The sequence below is a fragment of the Demequina sediminis genome (assembly GCF_030296675.1).
GTDB lineage: Bacteria > Actinomycetota > Actinomycetes > Actinomycetales > Demequinaceae > Demequina > Demequina sediminis.
The window spans coordinates 518142-542940 of record NZ_AP027736.1 but is presented as its reverse complement, the minus strand read 5'-3'; the positions used below and the strand labels follow the sequence as shown (position 1 = coordinate 542940).

The window sequence follows — 24799 nt, the reverse complement described above, 5'->3', positions numbered from 1 at the left end:
CACAGGGAGAACGGGCCCCGCCGGCCGGTGGCGCTAGTCGCGAATCTTCCGCGACGGCCACCACGCACGGCGGCCGATATCGCCGATCAGCCCGGGGATGAGCAGCGACCGCACCACGAAGGTGTCGATCAGCACGCCCGCCGCGACGATGAACGCGAGCTGGGCGAGGAAGATCAGCGGGATCACGCCCAGCGCCGCAAATGTCGCGGCGAGCACGATTCCGGCCGACGTGATGACGCCTCCGGTCACGGCGAGGGCGCGCCTGATGCCCTCGCGCGAGCCGTGGAGGAGCGACTCCTCCCGTGCACGCGACATGAGGAAGATCGAGTAGTCCACACCCAGCGCCACCAGGAACACAAACGCGAGCAGCGGGACCGCCGCATCGGTGCCGGGGAAGTCGAAGACGTGGTTGAAGACGATCGCGGACAGGCCCATGGTCGCCGCGAAGCTCAACACGTTCGCGAGGATGATGAGCACCGGCGCGAGCACGGACCTCAGCAACAGCATGAGGACCAGCAGGATGACCACAAGGATCGTGGGCAGGATCACGCGCAGGTCGCGCTCGGACGTCAGGCGCGTGTCGAGCGCCTCCGCCGCCTGACCGCCGACCAACGCACCGGGGTTGACGTCGTGGGCGACGGTGCGTACCTCGGCAGCGATATCGGTCGCCGCGGAGGACGATGCCGCGACGCGCGTGATCGCGTTGACCTCGACGCGACCGTCGATGACCAGCGGGTCCTCCTCAACCGCGCCGGGGGCGCGCCCGCCGCGACCGCGGGGGTCAGCACGTACACGGTCTCGACGCCCTCGACCGCGGAGACGGCCTCGACCATCTCTGCGGCGGACTCCTCGGGGGTGATGATGCGCATGGGCGACGTCGCACCCGCGTCGAAGTGCTCCTCGAGGAGTTCGAAGCCGCTCACGGAGTCGGTCTGCTGCGTGAAGACGTCCCGCTCGCCCAGCCCGCCGGACTGGAACGTGGGCAGGAAGGCCGCGAGGATCGCGAGGCCCAGCGCGGCGGCAACCCACACGCGTCGCGGGTGGCGGTCGACGCCGCGCGAGACGCGGCCCCACACGCCAGAACGCCTCTCGACCTCCTCGACGGTGTCGGCCGTGGCGGTCGCCTCGTCACCGCGGTAGCGGGGCATCGCGGGCCAGAAGACGCCGCGCGCGTGCTTGCCGCCGATCAGCAGCAACGCGGGCAGCAGCGTGAGGGCCGCGAAGAACGATGCCGCGATGCCGATCGCGCCGGCGGGGCCGAGCGCGGAGTTCGACTTGAGGTCGCTCAGCAGCAGCACGAGCAGGCCGAGCACGACCGTGCCGGCCGATGCGGCGATGGGTTCGAGCGAGCGCTTCCATGCGGTGGCGAGCGCCGTGTAGGGCGATTCGGTGCGCAGCAGCTCCTCCCGATAGCGCGCGACGAGCAGCAGCGCGTAGTCGGTGGTGGCGCCCACCACGAGGATGAACATGATGCCCTGGCTCTGGCCGTTGAGCGTGATGACGTCCGCATTCGCGAGGGCGTACACCGCGATGATCGCTCCCGTGAGCGCGATCATCGAGGTCGACAAGACCAGGAACGGCAGCACGGGGCTGCGGTAGACGATCAGCAGGATAACGAGCACGACGCCGAGCGCCACGAGCAGCAGGATGCCGTCGATGCCGGCAAACGCGGCGGTGAGATCAGCGACCAGGCCGGCGGGGCCGGTGACGTATCCCGTGAGGCCCGTGTCGGCCTCCTCCCACGCCGCGCGCATCGTCTCCACAAAGACCTGTGCGAAGGACTCCTCACCCACCTGGGAGTCGAAGACCTCGGCGTCGATCGCGAAGGACACGAGGATCGCCTCGCCGTCCTCCGAGGGGATCGCCTGCGGGCCCTCCCCGCCGGGGCCGGTGAGCGTGACCTCGCCCACGGCGCGACCCTCGGGGTCGCCCTCGAGCGGCGCGCTCATGACCTCGTCCACAAAGGACTGCACGGTCGCGAGATCCTCGGCGCCGCCCTCGACGGCGAGAAGCGCGGGGACGGACGATGCGGGGGCGAACTCCGCGTGCGCCCTGGCGGCCGCGGTGGACTCCGCGCTCGAGGGCAGGAAGGCGGCCGAGTCGTTCTCCTGAACCTCGGAGAGCTTGCCGAAGGTCTGGCCGCCGGCACCTCCCACGGCGAGCCAAGCGACGATCACCACGAGGACGAGGATGGGGCGCAACCAGGGGCGCATGTTCGCGTGCATGACATGCACGAAGTCGAATGGCCCCCGGGGTATTCCCGCGGATTCGAAGAGTTACGCTTCTGTGATGCAGATCGTCCCCCTCGAGCTCGGTTCGCGCCTCATTCCGTACCACGAGGCGTGGGACCGTCAACGGGAGATTCACGCTCGGGTGGCGGCCGGAGAACGCGAGGACACGGTGCTGCTGGTCGAGCACGAGAGCGTCTACACGGCAGGCCGCCGCACGGCCACGTGGGACCGGCCCGTCGACGGAACGCCGGTGGTCGACGTCGATCGCGGGGGACGCATCACGTGGCACGGTCCGGGTCAGCTCGTGGGCTATCCGATCATCCGGCTCGCGGAGCCCGTCGATGTGGTGAAATACGTGCGCCGTCTCGAGCAGGCGGTGATGGACGCGTGCGCGGCCTTCGGCCTGGAGACGATGCGCGTCGAGGATCGCTCGGGCGTGTGGCTTCCCGCGTCGGGCGGGAAGAGGGAGCGCAAGATCTGTGCGATCGGCGTGCGCGTCGCGAAGGGCGTCACGATGCACGGCTTCGCGCTCAACTGCGCGCCCGATCTCGCATCGTTCGACCGGATCGTGCCGTGCGGGATCTCCGATGCCGACGTCACGTCCCTCGGGGCCGAGCTCGGCAGGGACGTCACGCTTGCCGAGGCCGCGGAGCCCACCGTGCGATTCCTGGAAAGCGCCCTGACGGACGTAAGGTGGGCCACGGCGCACACCAGCGTCCCCGACCCCCTCCCCACGAAGGAGCCCGTGTGACCATCGCACCCGAGGGCCGCAAGATGTTGCGTGTCGAGGCCCGCAACTCGGCCGTTCCGATCGAGCGCAAGCCCGAGTGGATCCGCACCAAGGCGACCATGGGTCCCGAGTACACGGACCTCAAGGGGCTCGTGAAGTCCGGCGGCCTGCACACGGTGTGCGAGGAGGCCGGGTGCCCCAACATCTTCGAGTGCTGGGAGGACCGCGAGGCCACGTTCCTCATCGGCGGTGACCAGTGCACCCGTCGCTGCGACTTCTGCCAGATCGACACCGGCAAGCCCGCGGCCTTCGACGCCGACGAGCCGCGCCGCGTCGCGGAGTCCGTGCGCCAGATGGGCCTCAAGTACTCGACCATCACGGGAGTCGCGCGCGACGACCTCGACGACGGCGGTGCGTGGCTCTACGCGGAGACCGTCCGCCAGATCCACGGCCTCGACCTGGGCGTGGGCGTCGAGCTGCTCATCCCCGACTTCAACGCCGAGCCCGACCAGCTCGCCGAGGTCTTCTCCTCGCGTCCCGAGGTGCTCGCCCACAACCTCGAGACCGTCCCCCGCGTGTTCAAGCGCATCCGCCCAGGCTTCCGCTACGACCGCTCGCTGTCCGTGCTCACCGCCGCGCAGGACGCCGGGCTGGTCACCAAGTCGAACCTCATCCTGGGCATGGGCGAGACGTTCGACGAGGCGATCGAGGCGCTGCGGGACCTTCATGCCGCGGGATGCGACCTCATCACGATCACGCAGTATCTGCGTCCGAGCCCCCGCCACCACCCCGTGGACCGGTGGGTCAAGCCGCAGGAGTTTGTCGAGCTCTCCGACGCCGCGACCGAGATGGGCTTCCTGGGCGTGATGTCCGGTCCCCTGGTGCGCTCGTCGTACCGCGCGGGCCGGCTGTGGGGGCAGGCGATGAAGCGCAAGGGACGGCCCATCCCGGCCGCCCTCGCTCACCTGGGCGAGGAGACCGAGTCGCGCCAGGAGGCCTCGGCACTGCTCAAGGCGCGCCCCGAACTCGGCTAGCACGCGGTCTCGGGACCCCGCGGCCCTGCGACTAGACTGTGCGCATCATGGCTAAGGACAAGACCCGCCCCAAGAAGCAGCGCTGGTACCACCTGGTCGCCCAGGCCTACAAGGTCACGGCGCCCCACGACAAGCTGCTGCTGCCCGGCATCCTCGTCATCGCGATCGGCGCGACCGGAATCGGCGTGCTGGTCGGCATCCTCATCGGCGGCATCGCCGCGATGATCTATGCCTCGCTGTTCGGCGTGATGACGGCGCTCCTGGGAGCGATGTTCTACCTCACGCGTCGCTTCGAGCGGAACGCCTACCTGCGCATGGAGGGCCAGACCGGAGCGTCGCTCGCCGTCGCGCAGGCCATCCGGTCCGGCTGGAAGTTCGAGGAGAACCCCGTCACGATGGATCCCCGCGGCAAGGCCGTGGTGTTCCAGGGCGTGGGTCGCGGCGGAATCGTGCTCCTCGCGGAGGGCGGCGCGGCCGCCCACAAGCCCGCCACTCAGGCGCAGAAGCGCATCGAGAAGCTCGTGCCCGGAGTGCCCGTCACCATCATCTACGTGGGGCGCGGCGAGGGCGAGGTGCCCCTGACGGGGCTCACCAAGGCGATTCGCCGCACGCCCAAGGCCCTCAAGCGCACGGACCGTGGCACCGTCGAGGCGCGACTGCGCGCGATCGGCGCGACGCGTCCGCCGCTGCCCAAGGGAATCGACCCCGTGCGCGCGCGTCCCGACCGCAAGGGCATGCGCGGGCGCTGAGTGCGCCCAGCGTCTCAGCCCAGCTTCACCCGCACGCCCTGCTCGGACGCACTGAAGCGCACGTCGCTCATGTCGCGCACGCGCGCGAGGCCCACCGTGGCATCGGTGTCGAGCGTGCCCACGACCACCACGGTCGCCCCAGCCGCGAGGGCCGCCCTCACCCCGGCATCGGCGTCCTCGAAGACCACGCACTCGCGAGGGTCGGCGCCCAGCGCCTGCGCGCCGCGCCGGTAGGGCTCGGGGTCAGGCTTGCCGCGCGCCACGTCCTCGGCGGCGATCATGACGTCGATCGCGGGGAAGCCCAGGCGCGCGAGGCGGCGCAGGGCCGGCTCGCGCAGCGCGGAGGTGACCACGGCCCAGCGCCCCGCGGGCAGCGTGCGCACCGCGGCGACCGCCCCGGGGATCTCGACGTCCGCGTCGAAGCGCTCGGCCTCCCACTGCGCGATCTGCGCGAACCATGGCTCGATGTCGGCGTGCTCGCCCAGGAAGCGTCGCAGCGTCGCGCGCGCGGGCACGCCGTGGACGGTCGCCAGCACCTCGGCGACGTCGAAGCCGGCCTGGCGGGCGAAGTCTCCCCACACCGTGTCGACGGTGGCGGTCGAGTCGATGAGGGTGCCGTCCATGTCGAGCAGCACGGCCGCCGCGTCGAGCGTGGTCATGAGTCGCCTCCCAGGCGTGTGATGCGGGTGTGGGCCACACGATCGTGAAGGCCGCGCCCGTCCGGCCCCCACACCACTGCGGGGATGACGAGTGCGAGCAGCACCGTGCGGATTGCCGCCTTGATGAGGCCCACCGCGGGAGCGCCGTCCTCGCGCACCACGCGCAGTCCCACGATCCGGTGGCCGATCGTGCTGCCCAGCGTGGCGACCAGCAGCAGGTGCTGGGCCGCCCACACCCCGAGCGTCGCGAAGGAGGACCCCGACAGCAGCGCGCGCTCGACCGCGCTCACCGCCTCGACCGGGTAGTCGGGGTCGGGAAAGAATGCCGACGAGATGAGCAGGCTCAGCACCCAGTCGATGCCGATGCCCGCGAGCCGGCGCGGGATCCGGGCGGACGGGGCGGCCGGCGTGTCCGGTGAGGAGGGGTCGGGCACAGGGTTGTCGGGCGCGGTGGTGTCGGGCGGCGTCACGAGACCCAAGGTTATCCGGCTGGGCGGTGCCCACTCCCCTGCCCAGGGACACGCGTCCACGCGTGCAAGCGGCCACAGTTAACACTTTGGAAACATGACGTGTACGTGGCGGCAACGGAGCCCCCTTAGGGTGTGAGGTGCCAGTCCAGGCCTGTCCATCTGTTCAAGGAGTACCGGATGTTCAAAGACGCCAACGAGGCGATCGAGTACGTGAAGAACGAGGGCGTCGAGTTCGTCGACATCCGCTTCTGCGACCTGCCCGGTCAGATGCACCACTTCAACATTCCCGCGTCGCAGTTCACCGAGGACGTGTTCACCGAGGGCGCCATGTTCGACGGCTCGTCGATCCGTGGCTTCCAGGCGATCAACGAGTCCGACATGAAGCTGCTGCCGGACGTCGCGACCGCATTCGTCGACCCGTTCCGCAAGGCGAAGACGCTGGTCATCAACTTCTCGATCGTGGACCCGTTCACGAACGAGCCCTACTCGCGTGACCCCCGCAACATCGCGGCCAAGGCCGTCGAGTACCTGAAGTCGACCGGAATCGGCGACACCGCCTTCTTCGCCCCCGAGGCGGAGTTCTTCATCTTCGACTCCGTGCGCTTCGACACGAACCAGCACGAGGGTTACTACCACATCGAGTCCTCCGAGGGCTGGTGGAACACCGGCGTCGAGACCGAGGCAGACGGCTCCGCCAACCGCGGCTACAAGACGCGCTACAAGGGCGGCTACTTCCCCGTCTCCCCCGGCGACCAGTTCGCTGACCTCCGCGACGAGATGTGCAAGGTCCTCGAGGAGGTGGGCCTGAAGCTCGAGCGTGCGCACCACGAGGTGGGCACCGCCGGTCAGCAGGAGATCAACTACCGCTTCAACACGCTGTTGCACGCGGGCGACGACATCCAGAAGTTCAAGTACGTCGTCAAGAACGTCGCATGGCGCGCGGGCAAGACCGTGACCTTCATGCCCAAGCCGCTGTTTGGTGACAACGGCTCCGGCATGCACGTCCACCAGTCGATCTGGAAGAACGGCGAGCCGCTCTTCTACGACGAGTCCGGCTACGGCGGCCTGTCCGACATCGCCCGCTGGTACATCGGCGGCATCCTCAAGCACGCGCCGTCGCTGCTCGCGTTCACCAACCCGACCGTCAACTCGTACCACCGCCTCGTGCCGGGCTACGAGGCGCCGGTCAACCTGGTGTACTCGGCTCGCAACCGCTCCGCCGCAGTCCGCATCCCGATCACCGGTTCGAACGCCAAGGCCAAGCGCATCGAGTTCCGCGCCCCCGACCCGTCGTCGAACCCGTACCTCGCGTTCGCGGCACTGCTCATGGCGGGCCTCGACGGCATCAAGAACCGCATCGAGCCCCCTGCCCCGGTGGACAAGGACCTCTACGAGCTCCCCCGGAGGAGCACGCTCAGATCCAGCAGGTCCCGGCCTCGCTCCCCGAGGTGCTCGACGCCCTCGAGGCGGACCACGGCTTCCTCACCGAGGGTGGCGTGTTCACCGAGGACCTCATCGAGATGTGGATCGACCTCAAGCGCACGCAGGAGATCGACCCGCTGCGCTTCCGTCCGCACCCGCACGAGTTCGAGCTCTACTACGACTGCTAAGTAGCGCTTCAAGGAAGCCCCCGGCACCTCACCAGGTGTCGGGGGCTTCTGCGCGTTCCGGCACCGGGCATCGATGCCTTGCAATGGTTCAGCGTCAGCGCACGGACCTAACCGTGTGCTCGAGTGCTTCTCGGACAAGCGAGGACACGACGCTCGGCACCCCCACGCCTCAGCTCGCCGCGACCTCGACGCGGCACATGAGCGGCCCCTCGAACGGCAGCAGCCGCACGTCGACACTGTCCGCACCCGCGCCCCGCGCGAGACCCCGCAGCATCGCGGCATGAACCCCGCACACGACATCCGGGCGGTCGTGAGCGAGTGCGGCGAGGGGGCACGCCCCGATCTCGACGTGCACGGCGCCCGCGGAGGCACCCAGGTCCCCCGCTCCCCGCGCCTCCTCAAGCACGCGCGGCTCCATCCCCATCGACTCCAGCTCCCGCGAGACCAGCCCGACCACCGCGGTGACCCCGCCGACGGAACCGGCCGCCCGCCCAAGATCCTCGCCCCAGCGTGAGCCCTCTCGCTCGACGGCCGCGGCGGCCTCCTCGGGCCCGGTTCCGTAGTGAGAGAGGACGATGCGCAGCACCCGATCGCGCAGGTCGTGGGCCTCCGCTCCGGTCGCGGTGAAGGTGGCAGGCATTGCGGCCGCACCCGGCGACGGGACCGCCGCGTACAGCGCCCGCGGACGCCCCCGGCCCGTCCGCGGTCCGGGGAGGCGTTCCACGAGCCCCTCGGCGACCAGGACGTCGAGATGTTCGCGCGCGGTGTTGGGGTGCAGGCCAACTGCCGCGGCGAGGTCGTCGACTCCGACACCGACTCCGCCGGGTGCCGCACGCCGCCTCAGCTCGAGCATCAGCGCCGCGCGACGGGCGGGACCGCGCGCGAGCCGCGGCGCGACCGCACTCGTCTCCGAAACGCCGCCCGCGCCGGACATCAGCAGCAGCTGACGCGCGACACCGCCACGCGCCACAGCTCGGGGCCCGCCTGGAGGTAGTCGACCTGGAAGTCGCCAGCGACCTCCGCCTCGATCTCGTTGACCAGCCGCGCAGGGTCGTGAGGGGCGGCGATCACCACGGACTCGCCGGGCACCAGCGACGTCACCATGCCGATGACGCGCGCGTGCCTCACCTCGCGAGGGATCGCGCGCACGTCGATGTCGGTGTCGAGAGGCGCCGTGCTAAGCGACGGAATGGCGGACGGCGCGCCGTCGAGCAGCGAGTCGGCGGAGACGGTCTGAGCGCCGCCGCCACCGCCGCAGCCTCCTCCTCCGCATCCGCAGGCGTGACCGGTCTCGGCGGCGGCGGTGGTGCTGGTGATGTCTGACATGGGATCTCCTGTGGTTGAGGGTGGACGGGACTATTCGGTGACCGCGAAGGCGCCCGCGGCGCCTCGCTCGGCGTCGACCATGATGTGCGAGACGAAGGGGTAGCGGCCCGGCTCCGGAAAGCTCAGCTCGACAAATCCGCCCTGGCCCGGCTGGAGCGCGAGCGCCTGCGCGCCACCGGCGGCGCCGGGATCCCCGGGGCCACCCAACTGGTACGCGCCCTCGAAGTACACGGTGTCGAACTGCGAACCGACCACGTGAAAGGAACTCGCCCGGTTGGGCCCCACATCCACGACCCACACGCGCACGCGCTCGCCCACCGCTGCCTCGAGCGGGTGGTCCTTGTATTGCGTCGCGTGGCCGTTGAAGACCACCAGGTCGGGCGCCTCCGCCGCGATCTTGTCCGCGTCGGCGAAGCCGCCCTGATCGCCCAGGTAGTACTCGGACTGCACGAGCACATACTCGCGGTCCACGGGCTCCAGGTCGGGGGATCGATGATGACCGCCCCCGCCATGCCGTTCGCGATGTGCAGCGACATGGGCATGGTCGAGCAGTGATACATCCACGCCCCGGCACGCTCCGCCACGAAGCGATATGTGAGGCTCTCGCCCGGCTCGATGGTCCTCATGACGTCGTCGGGCGCGATCCAGCTCGCGTGGAAGTCGATCGAGTGACCCATGTCCCCGTTGTTGACCAGCGTCACCTCGAAGACGTCGCCCACCTTGCCCCGCAGCGTGGGTGCGGGCACACCGCCGCCGAAGGTCCACAGCTCCTGCGTCACGCCGGGGGCCACCTCGGTCATGACGTTCTCGACTTCGAGGGTGACACGATGGACGGTCGCGTCCGGTGCGGGCTCGAGCGTCGCGTCGAACGGCGATCCCGACATGGGTGCCTGGAGATCGATGGTTGCATGCTCGCCTTCGCCGTGCACGCCCGACGGGGTCGGCGCGGCAGTCGCCTCGGCCACCGGGGCATCGTCCCCACCCGTGACCACCACGGCGAGGGTCATGCCCATCTGGCGGTGACCCGCGATCGAGCACCAGCCGTCGAGGGAGCGACCCACCACGCCCACGTCGAGCACGGCGGACTCCCCCGGCGCGATCCTGCCGCTCGCCTGCCCGCTGTCGAGGACCAGATCATGCGAGGTCGTGTCGGTATTGACCACCTCGATCACCAGCCGGTCGCCCGCCTCGATCTCGATGATCGAGGGCGTGAAGCGCATGTCGCGCGCCTCGACGCGCACCTCGACGGTGCGGCCGGTCGCGGTGACCTCCGCGGCCGCGGACTCTCCGACGCCCGCGGACGCGGGATCGGCGGCCACGGCCGCGGCGGTGCCCAGCAGCAGCGCGCACGCCGCGACCAGCGCGGCACCCCGGCCGCGCACGGTCGGCAGTTGCGCGGCCATCTGCACGGGGACGATGCGCGGGTTCCCGTCCGCGGGCGCCTCGCGCCGGGTGCGGAAGGACACGCGCACGGCGCGTCCGATCGCGGCGAGGGTCCACACCGCCGCAGCGAGCGCGAACATCGAGCCCGCCACGCGCACGAGGCTGGGCGTGGGCAGCACCCACAGCGCGACTCCCCCGTTGAGCAGCACGAACCTCGCGAGGGCACGGCGCTCGACGGCGTCGCGCGCGGCACGCACCGCGTGGGGTCCGCCACCCAGCACCATGGGCAACAGGTGAGTGAGGGCGCCCAGCAGCACCTGCGCGGCGCCGCCGGCCACGAGCGCGGCCACCACGCCGCCCATGCGCTGACGGGACTCCTCCCAGTCACCCGCGGTGGCGACAAAGGCGGCCCACGTCAGGGTCGCGCTCGCCATCCAGGTGACGGACGCCGCGAGATGCCACGCGGCGACGGTGCCTGGCACGCGGGAGCCGGAGACGCGAGGAGAGGCCGCGCGCAGCATCGGCACGGCGGAGAGCGCGATGCCTGCCGTCACGACGAGCACCGCAGCCGCGTAGGCCACGCGCGCCCCGACCACAAGCGCCGCGCCCGAGAGGACCACACCGGATCCCATGAGAACCAGCCCGGCGCGCCCGAACCGCACGCCGCCCTCGGGGATGCGCACCGCGAGCACGGTGGGCCACAGCGTGATGAGCGTGGCCATCACCGTGAGACCCACCCACCCCAGGATCATGAGCGTGACGTGGGCGAGGTAGAGCCGCGCCGCGATCGCGTCCGTCGCGGGTCCGCGCGCCAGCAGCACGCCGCACACGACTCCGCCGACCAGGCTGGCTCCCGCGGCGACATACGCCCAGGTGCTCCAGCCCAGCCGGTTCGACAGGGCGCCGCGTGCCGCGAGCGCGATCTCGACCGCATGCCACGCGACGGCGATGCCCACGACCGCCCCGCCCGCCACGACCGCGCGCGGCGACGGCGCAACCATGCCCGCGATCACCGCGACGGCACCCACCGTGTGGGCGGCGAGCCGCGCCACCTGACCCCGCCGCCCGGTCGGCAGCGAGCGCCGACGCAGGGCCTCGGCAAAGTGCGCGCTCCACACGAGGATCGCGGCGGACACCCCGCCCAGCATGAGGAGGTGCACCATGAGCCACTCGGACGCCGGCAGGACGCGATGCGCGGCGGCCGCCACGGCGGCGGCGACCAGCCACGCGGCCACGAGAGCATTGGCGCGCAGATGCCAGCGGGCCCTCATGACGCCACCTCCACGAGTCGCTCATCGACGACGGGAGCGAGTTGCGCGCGTCGCGTGCGGCGCGCGTCGCGTGCCGCCACCACCACGGAGCCCACCGCCGTCGCCGCGAAGCCAAGCACGGCCGCCACGTTGAGCACGCCGCCCCACGTCAGGGCCGCCTCGACCCCATACGCGTCGCCCGCAAGCAGCCGCAGCACCAACGATGCGTGAAGCAGCACCAGCGGGACGTACATGATCCGGCGGTACGGCAGGGCGACGCGGAGCACGGCCGGCAGAATAATGGGCGCGTGGGCCATGATCATCGACATCGTGAAGCCCAGGAACACGGCATGGATGACGGCGTCGTACGCGGCACCGTCGGGGACCCCGCCCGCGAGCCACACGGCACCCGCGACGGCCATCCACGCGTAGCCGGCCAGCATCGCGGCCGCGGCAAATCGCGGTAGTCCCGACGCGCGCACCATGCGCCGTGCGACGTCACCCGTCACGAGCACCGTACACAGCACGAGCACCGCGACGCCCAGCAGCGCAGTCCCCAGGTCCCCCGCGACGGTCGCCGCGATCACTCCCGCGCACACGGTCCCGCTCGCGAGCAGGCCGCGCGCGCCGATACTGGGGTTCTCGAGCCGCGCGAGCTCCGCCCGCTCTCCCGCGATGGTGAGCAGGACGAATCCGGCGAGCCACGGCAGCACGGTGGCCACGGGCGCTCCCGCGGTCCACAGGAGCGCGGCAGCGGCGGCCAGCGCGGCTCCCAGGACCTGCGTGGCGAGCTCGGGGCTCTCCTGTCGTTGCCACAGCGCGGCATACACCGCGAGGAGCATCATCGCGCCCGCGGTCAGCAGCGCCCCGCCCACACGAGGGTCAGCAGGCGTGAGCAGTGCGAGTCCCCCGAGCCCCAGCAGCGCGGGTGACGCCAGGGCCCACACGCGGCCGAGCGCGACGGCGCGTTCAAGGGAGATCACGGTGCCCACGAAGCCGAGCGTCATGAGGATGCCGTGCGCGGCGGCGAGTCGCTCGCCGTCGAAGGAGAGCACGCCGAGCAGGGCAAGGGCGCCGATGCTGCCCGCGACCAGCGCGATGCCGCCGGGTATCAGCAGCGCCAGCCGGGTCACCTTTTTCACGGGTTCAGCGTAAGAATTCCGCTGGCCCCCGGTGCGGGACCTATGTCCTTGACGCCGCCGCGGCTCGGGTCAGGATCGCGGCCACCGCCGACTCGCGCGGGACGGCGAGCGGCGCGCTCCACGCGCCCGCACGCAGCGCAATCACCGTCACGTCCGGGTAGTCGGGGTGCGCGGCGGCGTCGACGCCGTCGACCGCCCCCAGCGCCACCGTCAGGCGCGAGGCCGAGTGCACGGGCGTGGACCCCCGCACGAGCGCCTCATGCCTGCCCAGCACCTCGAGAGCGACCGAGTCGCCCGCGAGCACGCAGCCCTGCGCGACCATGGGCGACAGCGCATGCGACACGCGCCGCAACGCGCCGCGCATTCCCGTGCCGCCTGGCGCGACCCTCGCGCGGGCATGGCAGGCCCATGCACGCACGTCGGGGTGGGCGGCGCTCACCTCGCGGAGGTCGGCTCCCAAGGCGAGGTCGCCGCCCGCGTCGAGCGCCGCGAGACTCACCGCCCCAGGGGGCGCGGCATCGGCCAGCGTGCGACCGACCGAGCCGCGCCCCCACCGCACGAACTCCGCGCGCAGCGCGCCGGTGAGGAGACCGACGCTCGCGCGAGCAGAGCCGTTGAACCGCATCGTCAGCTCTCCGCCATCGTCCGTGGCGATGGACAGCCACCCCTCGAGCAGATTGACCGTGTCCCGCACCGCGACGATCCTCGCGAGCGGGATGTCCGCATGGTCGTAGCCGCCCCCGCGCCCGGCTGGGCCCCGCGTGGGAGGTCGCGACCGCGACGGGACAGGACCGTGAGCGAGTCACGACCGAGCACGAGCAGGTGGTCGTAGAGGTCCATGTCGGGTGAAGCGTCGCGGCGCGCCACGTTGCGGGGCACCTTGAGCACGAGCCTCGCGGCAGCCAGGTCGACTCCATGCGGCCGGAACAGGCGCGGCACGTCCGCCTCCGTCTCGACCCGGTCGATCCACGGTCCGAAGCGGTCGTACTCGCTCACCGGGCGCTCAGGATTCGCCACGATCGCCCCCTTCGCGGGTCGACGTGCCGTCCCGGCCGATGCTGTCCAGGACGTCGGTGAATGCGGCCAGTGCCGTCGCGGGCACCCGATCCACAATCCTCGCCCGCGCGCTCGCGACGTGCAGCGGATCCACCTCCGCGAGCCGGTCGCGGCCTGCCTGTGTGAGACGCGCCTCGTGTCCGCGCCCGTCCGCCGCGCTCCGGCGGCGCTCCACGAATCCCTTCGCCTCGAGGGACTTCACGACCCGAGTCACCGCCCCGAGCGTCAGCGCCGTGAGGCGGGCGAGTTCGCCCATGCGCAGCGAGTGGGCCGGGGACTCGGACAGGTGTCTGAGGGTCACGTACTCGGTGAAGGACACGCCGGCCGCCGCTCCCAGGTCCGCCTGGAAGGCCCGGGGCACCACCACCAGCACCCGCACGAGAGCGCGCAAGAAGTCCTCCTCCTCCCGGCTCAGCGGTGCGGGGGCGGGGTCGTCCGCGTGTGCGCGGTCGGGCTGCGATGCCGTCATGAGATTACTTTAGGGCTAAAGCAAACCCGTGCCGTGCATCGTCCCTCCACCCGACCGCGCCGCACCCGTCAGAGACCTACCCGAACGTGAACGAGTAGACCTCGACCCCGCCCGTGACCTCGACGTCGAGGACGCGCGCGCCGCCGTCCACCCCCGCGGCGGCCGCGCCGACCCCGAGTCCCTGCACGGCCAGTCCGTTGCCCAGGTCGATGCGCGCGGATTGGGCGCCTCCCGTGAGGAAGATCACGGGAAGCACGGGCAGGATGCACGGCGAGATTCCGGTGATGAGCCCACCCAACAGGCCGATGATCGCGAGTGTCATGACGAGTCCCTTCGTGTGCCGGCGGTTCGGCACCACAACGGGTTCGGCCACAGCGGCTCTCCGGATTGCCGCGACGCGCACCGCCGAAAAGTCACCCCATCCGGCCGCCGATGCCGGGCGAACCTCCCGTGACGCCGCACCCGCGGCAGGCGCCCACCCGGGCGCTGGCAGCAGGATCCGCCGGGCGGATCCCGAGAACGGAGGCAGAGATGTCCACCACGATCAAGCACGCAGGAGCGATCACCCTGGCGATGGCGGGAGCACTGCTGCTCTCCGCCTGCGCAGGCGGCGATGCGGACACGGACGACGTGTCGACGATGCCCGCCGAGCCGACCATGGCGGCCGAGCCGAGCCCGTCGGCCACCGCCGGCGACGCGATGGAGGAGGACGCGATGGGCATGGACCCCTACGCCAACCTCGTGGGCGCGGCCTGCATGGACTACGACGAGCAGGTTCCCGACGGCGCGGGCTCGATCCAGGGCATGTCCCAGGACCCGTCGCGGTCGCCGCGTCGAGCAACCCGTTGCTCACCACCCTGGTGGCGGCGGTCAGCGGCCAGTTGAACCCCGACGTCAACTTGGTCGACACCCTCAACGGCGACGAGTTCACGGTCTTCGCCCCCGTCGACGACGCGTTCGCGCAGATCGACGCCGACACGATCGCCACTCTCGAGACCGACGCCGACCTCCTCACGTCGATCCTCACGTATCACGTGATCCCCGGCCAGATCGAGCCGGACGCGATCGCGGGCACCCACACCACGGTCAACGGCGCGGAGCTCACGGTGACGGGCAGTGGCGACGCGATCATGGTCGGCGACGGTGCGACCGTGCTGTGCGGAGGCGTCCAGACCGCGAACGCCACGGTGTACTTGGTCGACTCGGTGCTCATGCCCCCGGCCTAAGCCGCAAACGCTCACGGCCCGCCGCACGCCAGGAACAGACCTGGGAGGTGCGGCGGGCCGTGTCGCGTGCGCTGCCGGAGGAGGGTGCCTACGCGACGCCGGGCAGCGCGAGCGTGTGGTCGGTGTGCTCGACCTTGGTCAGCAGGTAGCGAGCGTTGGACTCGGCGAGGTGGACCCCGGTCGGCACGCGCTCCTCGACGTCGATGCCCAGCAGCTCGAGCTGTGCGGCCTTGTCGGGGTTGTTGCTGAGCAGCCGGATGCGCCCGGCGCCCACGGCGTGCAGCATCTGAGCCGCCGGCTCGTAGTCGCGCTCGTCCTCGCCCCTGCCGAGCGCGACGTTGGCCTCGTACGTGTCCAGGCCGGTGTCCTGGAGCGCATACGCGTCGAGCTTGGCGTACAGGCCGATCCCGCGACCCTCTTGGCGCAGGTACAGAAGGATTCCGCCCGCCTCGGCGATGCGCTCCACGGCCTCGCGCAGCTGCGGTCCGCAGTCGCATCGCTCCGAGCCGAGCACGTCCCCGGTGAGGCACTCGGAGTGCGGGCGCACGAGCGGAGCGGGACCGCCCGAGGCGGAGCGCTCGAGGGCGCCCTCCCAGTCGCCCAGGCCGATCGCGAGGTGCTCGCGCCCGTCGGCCAGGCCCGTGAAGGTCATGACGCGAGCGGTGGTCGCGTAGCCGTCGGCGAAGCGCAGCGGCACCGTGACGGCGGTGCGCACCTGCGCGCGCGTGGGCTCGAGCGGGTGCTCGCGGCCCGCCGCGGTCGAGGCGTCAATGCTGCGCACGCGGGAGCGCAAGAGGGGGCAGGTCACGGCCACGGCTGGTCCTTCCGTCGAGGGTGCGCTCGCGCGCAGGTAGCAGTGCCGACACACGTATGCGCGCGCATATTTCCGCCTGAATGAGAACGATGCGGTCACGGCTTGGTCACGTTCGCGCCGCACGCGCGCCACGGGTTTGCTCGCGACCCATGCAACCGCTTACATTGGTGGCCATCTCCCGCGGAGCTCAACGGTGCGCGCGCGGGCTTCCTCGCGTCCGAGATCCGGCGCGGGATCGATCGAGAGGACACCGTGGCCACGAACGTCGCCGGCTCCACCATCACTGCTCAGGAGTGGTGGCGCTCCTCCGTGATCTACCAGATCTACCCGCGCTCCTTCGCGGATTCCACGGGCACCGGCGTGGGCGACCTGCCTGGGATCACGGCGCGCCTGGACGCCCTGGCGGAACTGGGCGTGGACGCGATCTGGCTGTCGCCGTTCTACCGTTCGCCTCAGCGCGACGCGGGCTACGACGTCTCTGACTTCCGCGACGTCGACCCCCTCTTCGGCACCCTCGACGACTTCGATGCCATGGTCGCCCGCGCGCATGAACTCGGTCTGCGCGTGATCGCGGACATCGTGCCCAACCACACGAGCGACGAGCACGCGTGGTTCCAGGCCGCACTCGCCGCCGCTCCGGGCTCCCCGAGCGCGCGCGGTACATGTTCCGCGACGGCCGCGGCGCGTCCGGCGAGCTGCCCCCCAACAACTGGGAGTCCGTGTTCGGCGGCCCCGCGTGGACGCGCGTGACGGAGCCTGACGGCAACCCCGGCCAGTGGTACCTCCACCTCTTCGACACCTCGCAGCCCGACCTCAACTGGGAGCTGGAGGAGGTGCGCGCCGAGTTCGACGACGTCCTGCGCTTCTGGCTCGACAGGGGCGTCGACGGCTTCCGCGTCGACGTGGCTCACGGCCTCATCAAGGCCGAGGGACTGCCCGACTTCGTGCAGGACGAGGACGAGGCGTCGATGGGCGGCGGCGCGGCGGAGGCCTCGCCGTACTGGGCGCAGGACGGCGTGCACGAGGTGTGGCGCCGGTGGCGACGCATCACGGACTCGTACCCCGGCGATCGCATCCTGGTCGCCGAGGCCTGGATCTACCCGCTCGAGCTGATGGCGCGGTGGGTGCGTCCCGACGAGATGCACCAGACGTTCAACTTCGGCTACATGGAGGCGCACTGGGACACCGCTCAGCTGCGTTCCGTGATCGACGACTCGCTCGCGACGTTCGGTGCGGTGGGAGCCCCGAGCACGTGGGTGCTGTCGAACCACGACATCGTCCGTCACGCGACGCGCCTCTCGCTGGGTGCGGACACCCCCCAGGGCCACGGCGTCGGCCCCGACAGCCCCGGCCTTCCCGACGTGGACGAGGGCATCCGCCGCGCGCGCGCCGCCTCTCTCCTCATGCTGTCGCTGCCCGGCGGCGCCTACATGTATCAGGGTGAGGAGCTTGGCTTGCCCGAGGCGGTCGACATTCCGGGAGAGGCGCGTCAGGACCCCACGTGGCACCGCACGCAGGGCGAGCGCTACGGCAGGGACGGCTGCCGCGTGCCGCTGCCGTGGGAGGCGGACTCCCCCGCGTTCGGCTTCTCGACCACCGGCGACTCGTGGCTCCCACAGCCCCGCGAGTGGCGAGCGCTCGCGCGTGACGCGCAGCGAGGCGTCGAGGGCTCGACGCTCGAGATGTATCGCGCGGCCCTGCGCGTGCGCCGCGAGAGTGGGCTCGGCACGGGCACGGTGACGTGGCGCGAGGCGCCCGAGGGCGTCCTCATCCTCGACAACGGGACCGTCCGCATCATCGCCAATGTCTCCGGCGACCCGGTCACCGTCGAGGGCGAGGTGCTCGTGGCGTCGTCCCCTCTCGACGGCGCGACCCTGCCCGCCGACACGACCGTGTGGGTCCGACTGCCCGAGTAGGATGCGAGGGCGCGCGGCGGCGCGCACACGTCGAGAGGAGCCGAGGGTGGCGACGATCCAGCGGGTCGCGGAACTGGCGGGCGTCTCGACGGCGACCGTCTCGCGCGCCCTCGCGGGCAAGTCGACGGTCTCAGCCGCTACGCGCCAGCGGGTCGAGGATGCCGCGCGGCAACTGGGCTACGTCGCCTCCGCGACGGCATCGTCGCTCGCCTCCGGCCGCACCCGCAACGTGGGCATGGTGATGCCCTTCCTGGGCAGCTGGTACTACGCGAGCGTTCTCAAGGGCGCGCACCGCGCGCTCGCCGACGCGGGCTACGACCTCACGCTCTATCACCTCGAGGACACGACGCGGCATCCGCGCAGGCGACAGCGCCTGTTCGAGGAGTTCCTCATGCGCAAGCGCGTGGACGCGTTCATCGCGGTCTCGCTCGAGCTCACCGCCGAGGAACTCACGCGCATCCACGACCTGGGCAAGCCCATGGTGGGTCTCGGCGGTCCGCTCGAGGACGTCACGACGCTCAGCATCGACGACCGCGCCGTCGCCGAGCTCGCGACCTCGCACCTCACCTCGCTGGGCCACCGCCGCATCGCGTACATCGGCGGCTCCGAGGGCTTCGACCTCGACTTCCACATGCCCGCCCACCGGCGCCAGGGCTACGAGGACGCGCTCATCGCCGTGGGGGTCACCCCGGATCCCGCGATGCGCCTCGCGGCCGACTTCACGATCCAGGGCGGCCACCAGGCGACGCTGCAGATCCTGGGCGACCCTCGCCTGCGCCCCACCGCGATCTTCGCGGCATCGGACGAGATGGCGATCGGCGCGGTCCTCGCGGCGCGCTCGCTCGGCCTGCGCGTCCCCGAGGACCTGTCGGTGGTCGGCATCGACGGACACGAGTTGGGCGCGTTCTTCGAGCTCACCACGGTGGACCAGCATCCCGTCGAACAAGGCCGGCTCGCGGCGCTCGCGCTGCTCGCCGAGCTGCGCCAGGACACGGCGGCCGAGGGTCATGCCAACCGCGCACTCCCGTACAACCTGCACGTGCGCAAGTCCACGGCCGTCCCGCCGGTGCGACGGCGTGACTGAACCCGACGTCCTCGTCATCGGGCCCACGAGCGAGAACACGATCGTCGAGCTCGACGCCCTTCCCTCCCCCGTCCCCCACACCGTGATGGCGCGCTCGACGCGCGAGGCGATGGGCGGCACCTCCGCGGGCAAGGCGCTCCACCTCACCGACCTCGGGGTACGCACGCTGCTGCTCACCACGCGTGGGGACGATGCCCTGGGCGAGGACCTCATGGACCGTCTCGCGGGGTGCGGGGTCGATGTGCAGGCGGTGCGCACCACCGGGCCGAGCGAGCGTCACCTCAATCTCATGACGCCGCGCGGAGAGCGACTGTCGATCTACCTGCACGGCGCGGGCGCCGTCGATCCGGAGGAGATGAGAGGAGCGCGGGCGACCGCGCGCAAGGCGCTCGGGCACGCTCGTGCCGTGTTCCTCGACCTCGCCGAGCTCTCGCGCGCGCTCATTCCCGAGGTTTCGGCGATGGGCCGCGAGGTGTGGGTCGACGCCCACGACCACGACGGCGTCGGCGGCTACGCGCTGCCGTTCCTCGAGGTCGCCGACGCCGTCATCATCAACGACGACGCGGTCGAGGACGCCGAGTCGTTCCTGCGCGCCGCGATCCAGCGCGGCGCGCGCCTCGCGATCTGCACGCTCGGTTCCCGCGGCGCGATCGCCGTGGGGGCGGACGGTTCCTTCGCTCGTGCCGACGCCCCGCGCGTGACCGTGGTCGATCCCAACGGGGCGGGCGATGCGTTCGCGGCGGGGGTGATGGGCTTCGCGCTGCGCCATGGTGGGGCCGCGGCGCTCGTGGGCGACGCGCTGTGGGAGGCGCTCGAGGCAGGCGCCGCGCAGGCGGCGCGCGCGGTCACGAGCCCCGAACTGTCGCCTCTGCTCGAGACCCCGCGCCGCTGACGTCCCGCGCGGCGCCTCGCCTGCGGTCGATCACGAGCGCGACGATCGCCGCCACGAGCGTGACGATTCCCACCTGCATCATGAGGTCCGTGAGCCCGGCGAGGCCCGAGTCCGACAGGAACGTCGACACGAACGCGCCGAGTCCGCCGGATTCGCCTCCTGGCATCGCGGAGGCCAGCGCGCGCGGCGCGACCGCACCCACCGCGAAGGCGACGGCGAGCGCGCCCACCGCGAGTCCCAGCACGCTCCAGCCCGCATAGCGCGCACGCCTGCGCGACAGCGCCATGCCGACCGCGAGCAGCGCGGCGCCAATCCACGCGAGCCAGTCACCGGCGAAGCGAATACCCGCGTACGCGGTGCGCACCTGATCGAACGTGGCGGCATCCACCACCTCGACCTCGACCGGCGCGATCTCGAGGTCGGGAGCGAACGCGCCGACCACGGGGACCTCGTCGAGGCGCGCGTTGAGCTCGGCCCCGATGTCGACTCCCACGGTGAACGGGGCCGTGGCCCGCTCGCGCGCGGTCAGCTCGTCGACCAGCCGCGTCTCGACGCGCGTGATGCCGGCCGCCACCGCGGTGCGCACCTGGTCAGAGGACAACACCTGGGCGGCCAAGCTCTCGAGCGGCCCCTGGAGTGCGGCGATCGCGAGGTCGCCCGCGCGCGAATCCGTGAGCTCCTGTCCCTGGGCGACCGCCGCCCTGGCGATCGCCTGCGAGGCCTGGGCCACGACATCGGCGTCCGCGAGGGCGGCCGTCGCGACGGTGCGCGCGGCCTCCCCCGACGTCACCGCGCGGTCGACCCGTCCGGCGACGAGTCCCAGCAGCACGCAGAGGATGCCCACCACCGCGGCGAGGGCCGCGAACGCCGGCCGCACGCGCGTCATCGTGGTGACCGAGGACGGCGCACCAGGGCGATCATGAGAGCGACACTACCGACACCCGCCGCCGCCGCGCCCACCGTGATGAGTCGCTCCTGCAGCACCGGCACGGTCTCCGCGGTGACGATGGCCGACAGCGCGGTGCCGGCAGGACCGTCCGCGCCGCCCGGGAGGGCCCCGGCGATCGTCTCGAGCCCCCACACCTCGAGCGCGATCCATGCCGCTCCCGCGAGCACCGCCACGGCAAGACCCGCCTTGGCCAGGAACCACCGCGTGCGCGGCGACACGATCAGGCCCAGGAGGAACAGGCCGAGGCCCACCCACAGCCCCCATCGGTGCGCGAACTGCGCGACGTCGTACGCGCGCCGCGTGTCCTCGAAGCGCTCCTCGCTCATCACCGTGACGGGCACGGGGGCGAGCTCGAGCTGCGGCGCCGCGGCGCCCACGACGGGCAGGGTCGCGATCTGACCGTTGACGTAGCCGCTCGCGTCCACCGTGATGACGAGCGGCGCCGGCGCGCGGTCCTCGGCGGTGAGTTCACGCGCGAACTGAACCCGCGCATCGTCCACCTGCGCCAGCAGCGCCTGCCGGAACTCGGGCGTGCGCGCCGCACCCGCCACCAGCTCCCGCAGCGGCGCGTCGAGGCCCACCACCGCGAGGTCGAGGCCCGCGTCCGCGAGCCCCTCCACGGCGGCATCGCCCAGGCTGGCGCCGATCGCCTCGACCACCGCGGGCTCCTCGAGCGCCGCGGTCGCGATGGTGCGCACGGCCGTGCCGTCCTCGACGGCACTCACCACGACCCCGCTCACGGCCCACAGCGCGATCGACACCGCCCCAGCCACGATCAGCAGCGCGGAGACGAGCGTGCGCAGGATCTTCATCGCCGGGACTCGTCCCAACCGAAGAACAGCCGCTCGGTCACGGCGCGCGCGAGCCTGGCCGCGCGCGAGTAGCGCTCGTCGAGCTCCGCGCCCGTCACCCTCATCCCAAGGATCTCGGCCAGCACGCCCAGCTCGCGCACGTCGCCTGGCAGCACGTCCGTGTCGCGTGCGTTGCCCCGCAGCGCGAGCGCGCCGCGCAGGTTGGTCGCGAGCACCCACGCGTCACGCAGAGTCTCGGCGTCGCCATCAGTGATCAGCCCCAGGCGGGTGCCCGCGGACAGCGCCTCGAGCGTCACGGTCGTGCGCAGCTCCGCGTGCGCGTGCCCGTGGCGCAACTGCATGAGCTGGACCACCCACTCGACGTCGGAGAGTCCCCCGGCCCGAGCTTGAGGTGGCGGCGGGGGTCGATCCCACGCGGCAGGCGCTCGGCCTCCATGCGCGCCTTGAGCGTGCGCATCTGCTTGAGCGCGCTCGCAGGCAGAGCCGTCGGGTACCGCACGCCGTCGACCATCGCGACGAACGCGGCGGACAGGTCGGTGTCCCCCGCCACGGGTCGCGCGCGCAGCAGCGCCTGCGCCTCCCACGGGTCCGACCACCGCTTGTAGTAGTCCGTCGCCGAGGCGAGCGAGCGCGCGAGGGGTCCGCCGCGCCCCTCGGGGCGGAGGTCGGCATCGATGGAGAGGGGCGGCTGCGGTCCCACGCGCTGCAGGATCGAACGCAGCTCCTGGGCCAGCTGAACGGCGATTGCCTGGCCGTCGGGCGAGTCCCCGTCCCACACGAACTGGACGTCGGCATCGGACAGGTAGCCCATCTCGAGGCCGCCGTAGCGCCCCATCGCGACCACGGAGAAGCGAATCGGCAGCGCCTCGAGTCCCCTCGCATCCGCGACCACGCGCGTCGCGATGCGTAAACCGCCCTCGATGAGCATGTCAGCGGTGTGCGACACCGCCATCGCGGCATCGGCGGCATTGACCATGCCCAACACGTCCGCCGCCGCGATGCGCGCGAGCTCGCGCCTGCGCAGCCCGCGCAGCGCGACGGCCGCCTGCACCGGATCGTTCGAGCGACGCAGGATCGCGTCGGCCTCTCCCCACAGGCGCGCATAGTCGCGCGGCTCGAGGTCCTCGTCGCGGTCGAGCCACGTGACGGCCTCTCCGGAGGCGAGCAGGGCCTTCGCGACGTAGGGCGACGTCGATAGCACGCGCGCGAGGCGCTGCGCCGCGGTGCCGGAGTCGCGCAGCAGCTTGAGGTACCACTGCGTGTCGCTGAGCTGCTCGGAGAGCTGGCGGAACGCGAGCAGACCCGCGTCGGGGTCGGCACCTTGCGCAAACCAGCCGATCATCGCGGGCATGAGTTGGCGGCGGATTGCCGCGGACCTCGACATCCCCTCGGTGAGCGCGCTGATGTGCCGGTACGCACCCGCGGGATCGACGAACCCGACGGCCCCGAGGCGCGCCCGCGCGGCGGCATCGTCCAGCCGTGCCTCGTCCGCGCTGAGCCTCGCGACCACGGGCAGGATGGGCCGGTAGAACATCTCCAGATGCATCGCGCGCACGTCCCTGCGGATGTCCGCCCAGACCTCGTCCATGTACTCGACCGTCGCGAAACCCGAGGCGCGGGCCAGGACGCGGCGGTCCTGATCCGCGGCCGGCATGAGGTGGGTGCGGGTGAGCTTGCGCAGTTGCAGCCGATGCTCCCACACCCTCAGCTGGCGATACGAGCGGTCCATGGTGGCGGCCTGGGGACGGCCCACATAGCCGCCCGCGCGCAGACGCGCGAGGGCGTCGAGCGTGCCGCGCACGCGCAGCGACTCGTCCGCGCGGCCGTGGACGAGCTGCAGGAGCTGAATCGTGAACTCGACGTCGCGAAGTCCGCCGGGGCCGAGTTTGATCTGCCTGCCCGCCTCCTGCAGCGGCACGTGCTCCTCGACGCGGCGGCGCATCGCCTGCGCCGACTCGACAAACCCCTCGCGTTCGACCGCATTCCACACGAGCGGCCGGGTCTGCTCGACGTAGCGCTCGCCCACCTCGCGGTCTCCCGCGACCGCGCGGGCCTTGAGCAACGCCTGGAACTCCCAGGTCTGCGCCCAGCGCTCGTAGTACGCCAGATGCGAGGCGAGGTTGCGGACCAGCGGCCCGTCGCGGCCCTCGGGACGCAGATTGGGGTCGACCTCCCACAGCGCGGGCTCGACCCCCATGCTCGAGCAGGCCCTCGCCGCCGCGACCGCGAGGCGGGTCGCGACGCGCAGCGAGCGGTCGTCCTCGACGCCCTCCGCGGGTTCCGCGACGTAGATGACGTCCACGTCGGAGACGTAGTTGAGTTCGCGCGCGCCGCACTTGCCCATCGCGATGATCGCGAGGCGGGTGGCGGCGTGATCGGGCTCGTCGTGACGCGCGATCGCGAGGCCCGCCTCGAGAGCGGCGCCTGCGAGGTCCGCCAGCGCGGCACTCACGTCGGGCATGAGCGTGGCCGGCGACCGGGCAAAGAGGTCCTCGGCCGCGATGCGCAGCAGCGCGCGCCGGTACGCGACACGCATGGCCGCATGGCCGGCCGCGCCGCCCACGGACGCCACCGGGGCATCGGCCTCGGGATCGGCCCCGACGGCGGCGAGCAGGTCGCCCCTCACGTCGACCGCGGCGAGCTCCTCACCCACCGGCCAGCGCTCGAAGTCGGCGATCAGCTCGGGATGGCGGACAAGGAAGTCACCGAGTGCGAGCGAACCACCCAGCAGCACGCCCAGCCGCGCGCCTGCGGCGGTGCCCGCGAGACGTACCAGCACGTCGAGGTGGCCGGCGTCCCTCGCCGACTCCGCGAGCCGCAGCAACTGCAGCAGGCCGGCATCGGGATCCGCGAGGTAGGACACGGCGGTCGCGGGGTCGTCGAACTCGATTCCGGTGACGGCGAGGATCTCGCCGATCAACCCTTCCGCACGCGAGGGATCCGCGACGCCCGCGCGCCGCAGCAGCGTGGTGAGGGAGACCTCCCGTGCGCCCACGC

At 71.8% G+C, this 24799-nt stretch carries 22 protein-coding genes and 3 pseudogenes; 8 read left to right on the top strand and 17 right to left on the bottom strand.

What is annotated here, in order from left to right; translation table 11 throughout:
- Nucleotides 1–33: 33 nt before the first annotated feature.
- Complete coding sequence (locus QUE44_RS02830) at nucleotides 34–660, bottom strand: MMPL family transporter (RefSeq protein ID WP_286216647.1); 627 nt, start codon at nucleotides 658–660, stop codon at nucleotides 34–36.
- Entirely contained in the window at nucleotides 570–2225 is a 1656-nt protein-coding gene (locus QUE44_RS02825) for an MMPL family transporter (protein WP_286216646.1), read from the bottom strand. The genes QUE44_RS02830 and QUE44_RS02825 overlap by 91 nt, the downstream gene beginning before the upstream one ends.
- Nucleotides 2226–2289: 64 nt before the next feature.
- Here QUE44_RS02825 and lipB point away from each other — a divergent pair, with 64 nt between their 5' ends.
- The 3 genes from lipB to QUE44_RS02810 are packed head-to-tail and all read left to right on the top strand — an operon-like array spanning nucleotide 2290 to nucleotide 4744.
- Nucleotides 2290–2982 carry a lipoyl(octanoyl) transferase LipB gene (gene lipB / locus QUE44_RS02820; protein ID WP_286215751.1) on the top strand — a complete coding sequence of 231 codons (693 nt, stop codon included), beginning with the start codon at nucleotides 2290–2292 and terminating at the stop codon, nucleotides 2980–2982.
- Nucleotides 2979–3995 (top strand): lipoyl synthase, encoded by a 1017-nt coding sequence (lipA, locus tag QUE44_RS02815; protein WP_286215750.1) that lies wholly within the window; start codon nucleotides 2979–2981, stop codon nucleotides 3993–3995. The genes lipB and lipA overlap by 4 nt, the downstream gene beginning before the upstream one ends.
- A 47-nt stretch (nucleotides 3996–4042) precedes the next feature.
- Nucleotides 4043–4744: a DUF4191 domain-containing protein gene (locus tag QUE44_RS02810; protein WP_286215749.1), complete on the top strand. Its 702-nt coding sequence runs from the start codon at nucleotides 4043–4045 to the stop codon at nucleotides 4742–4744.
- Between the two features lie 14 nt (nucleotides 4745–4758).
- Here QUE44_RS02810 and QUE44_RS02805 read toward each other — a convergent pair whose 3' ends face one another.
- On the bottom strand, nucleotides 4759–5403 hold the full coding sequence (locus QUE44_RS02805; RefSeq protein WP_286215748.1) for an HAD-IA family hydrolase: 645 nt from the start codon (nucleotides 5401–5403) through the stop codon (nucleotides 4759–4761).
- Entirely contained in the window at nucleotides 5400–5873 is a 474-nt protein-coding gene (locus tag QUE44_RS02800) for an RDD family protein (protein WP_286215747.1), read from the bottom strand. Before QUE44_RS02800 ends, QUE44_RS02805 begins: the two co-directional genes overlap by 4 nt.
- A 240-nt stretch (nucleotides 5874–6113) precedes the next feature.
- Between QUE44_RS02800 and glnA the strand changes: the two are divergent.
- Nucleotides 6114–7483 (top strand): annotated as a pseudogene (gene glnA / locus QUE44_RS02795) (type I glutamate--ammonia ligase).
- A gap of 169 nt (nucleotides 7484–7652) precedes the next feature.
- Here glnA and QUE44_RS02790 read toward each other — a convergent pair.
- From QUE44_RS02790 to QUE44_RS02755, 8 genes are all read right to left on the bottom strand, one after another.
- Nucleotides 7653–8417: a helix-turn-helix domain-containing protein gene (locus QUE44_RS02790; protein WP_286215746.1), complete on the bottom strand. Its 765-nt coding sequence runs from the start codon at nucleotides 8415–8417 to the stop codon at nucleotides 7653–7655.
- Nucleotides 8417–8809, bottom strand: a complete 393-nt coding sequence (locus tag QUE44_RS02785; RefSeq protein ID WP_286215745.1) for a DUF2249 domain-containing protein — start codon at nucleotides 8807–8809, stop codon at nucleotides 8417–8419. Before QUE44_RS02785 ends, QUE44_RS02790 begins: the two co-directional genes overlap by 1 nt.
- Before the next feature lie 122 nt (nucleotides 8810–8931).
- Complete coding sequence (locus QUE44_RS02780; protein ID WP_286215744.1) at nucleotides 8932–11463, bottom strand: multicopper oxidase domain-containing protein; 2532 nt, start codon at nucleotides 11461–11463, stop codon at nucleotides 8932–8934.
- Complete coding sequence (locus QUE44_RS02775) at nucleotides 11460–12584, bottom strand: DUF8744 domain-containing protein (RefSeq protein WP_286215743.1); 1125 nt, start codon at nucleotides 12582–12584, stop codon at nucleotides 11460–11462. Before QUE44_RS02775 ends, QUE44_RS02780 begins: the two co-directional genes overlap by 4 nt.
- Before the next feature lie 40 nt (nucleotides 12585–12624).
- Nucleotides 12625–13278 (bottom strand): hypothetical protein, encoded by a 654-nt coding sequence (locus tag QUE44_RS02770; protein ID WP_286215742.1) that lies wholly within the window; start codon nucleotides 13276–13278, stop codon nucleotides 12625–12627.
- The gene (locus QUE44_RS02765) at nucleotides 13212–13601 is read right to left on the bottom strand and encodes a hypothetical protein (protein WP_286215741.1); all 390 of its coding nucleotides are present in this window, start codon (nucleotides 13599–13601) and stop codon (nucleotides 13212–13214) included. Before QUE44_RS02765 ends, QUE44_RS02770 begins: the two co-directional genes overlap by 67 nt.
- Nucleotides 13588–14109, bottom strand: coding sequence for a MarR family winged helix-turn-helix transcriptional regulator (locus tag QUE44_RS02760; protein WP_286215740.1), 522 nt, complete (start codon nucleotides 14107–14109; stop codon nucleotides 13588–13590). Before QUE44_RS02760 ends, QUE44_RS02765 begins: the two co-directional genes overlap by 14 nt.
- Before the next feature lie 76 nt (nucleotides 14110–14185).
- Nucleotides 14186–14431, bottom strand: a complete 246-nt coding sequence (locus QUE44_RS02755; protein ID WP_286216805.1) for a hypothetical protein — start codon at nucleotides 14429–14431, stop codon at nucleotides 14186–14188.
- Nucleotides 14432–14640: 209 nt separating this feature from the next.
- On the opposite strand from QUE44_RS02755, the pseudogene QUE44_RS02750 reads away from it, so the two are divergent.
- A pseudogene (locus QUE44_RS02750) lies at nucleotides 14641–15335 on the top strand (fasciclin domain-containing protein).
- A gap of 88 nt (nucleotides 15336–15423) precedes the next feature.
- Here the strand turns inward: QUE44_RS02750 and QUE44_RS02745 are convergent.
- Complete coding sequence (locus tag QUE44_RS02745) at nucleotides 15424–16143, bottom strand: GTP cyclohydrolase II (RefSeq protein ID WP_425557932.1); 720 nt, start codon at nucleotides 16141–16143, stop codon at nucleotides 15424–15426.
- 258 nt (nucleotides 16144–16401) lie between these two features.
- Here QUE44_RS02745 and QUE44_RS02740 point away from each other — a divergent pair.
- The 3 genes and pseudogenes from QUE44_RS02740 to QUE44_RS02730 all read left to right on the top strand — a co-directional run bounded on the left by QUE44_RS02740 (nucleotide 16402) and on the right by QUE44_RS02730 (nucleotide 20041).
- Nucleotides 16402–18065 (top strand): annotated as a pseudogene (locus QUE44_RS02740) (glycoside hydrolase family 13 protein).
- A gap of 46 nt (nucleotides 18066–18111) precedes the next feature.
- Nucleotides 18112–19149, top strand: a complete 1038-nt coding sequence (locus QUE44_RS02735) for a LacI family DNA-binding transcriptional regulator (RefSeq protein WP_286215739.1) — start codon at nucleotides 18112–18114, stop codon at nucleotides 19147–19149.
- Nucleotides 19142–20041 (top strand): carbohydrate kinase family protein, encoded by a 900-nt coding sequence (locus tag QUE44_RS02730; protein WP_286215738.1) that lies wholly within the window; start codon nucleotides 19142–19144, stop codon nucleotides 20039–20041. Before QUE44_RS02735 ends, QUE44_RS02730 begins: the two co-directional genes overlap by 8 nt.
- On the opposite strand, the gene QUE44_RS02725 is transcribed toward QUE44_RS02730, so the two are convergent.
- From QUE44_RS02725 to QUE44_RS02715, 4 genes are read right to left on the bottom strand one after another with little or no spacing between them, the layout of a single operon-like run.
- A complete protein-coding gene (locus QUE44_RS02725) occupies nucleotides 19995–20918 on the bottom strand; it encodes a hypothetical protein (protein ID WP_286215737.1) in 924 nt (307 codons plus the stop codon). The two genes, QUE44_RS02730 and QUE44_RS02725, sit on opposite strands and share 47 nt — an antisense overlap.
- Before the next feature lie 5 nt (nucleotides 20919–20923).
- Nucleotides 20924–21802: a hypothetical protein gene (locus tag QUE44_RS02720; protein ID WP_286215736.1), complete on the bottom strand. Its 879-nt coding sequence runs from the start codon at nucleotides 21800–21802 to the stop codon at nucleotides 20924–20926.
- Nucleotides 21799–22155 (bottom strand): [protein-PII] uridylyltransferase family protein, encoded by a 357-nt coding sequence (locus QUE44_RS13920; protein ID WP_350226880.1) that lies wholly within the window; start codon nucleotides 22153–22155, stop codon nucleotides 21799–21801. Before QUE44_RS13920 ends, QUE44_RS02720 begins: the two co-directional genes overlap by 4 nt.
- The gene (locus QUE44_RS02715; RefSeq protein ID WP_350226879.1) at nucleotides 22095–24797 is read right to left on the bottom strand and encodes a bifunctional [glutamine synthetase] adenylyltransferase/[glutamine synthetase]-adenylyl-L-tyrosine phosphorylase; all 2703 of its coding nucleotides are present in this window, start codon (nucleotides 24795–24797) and stop codon (nucleotides 22095–22097) included. Before QUE44_RS02715 ends, QUE44_RS13920 begins: the two co-directional genes overlap by 61 nt.
- Nucleotides 24798–24799 lie beyond the last annotated feature (2 nt).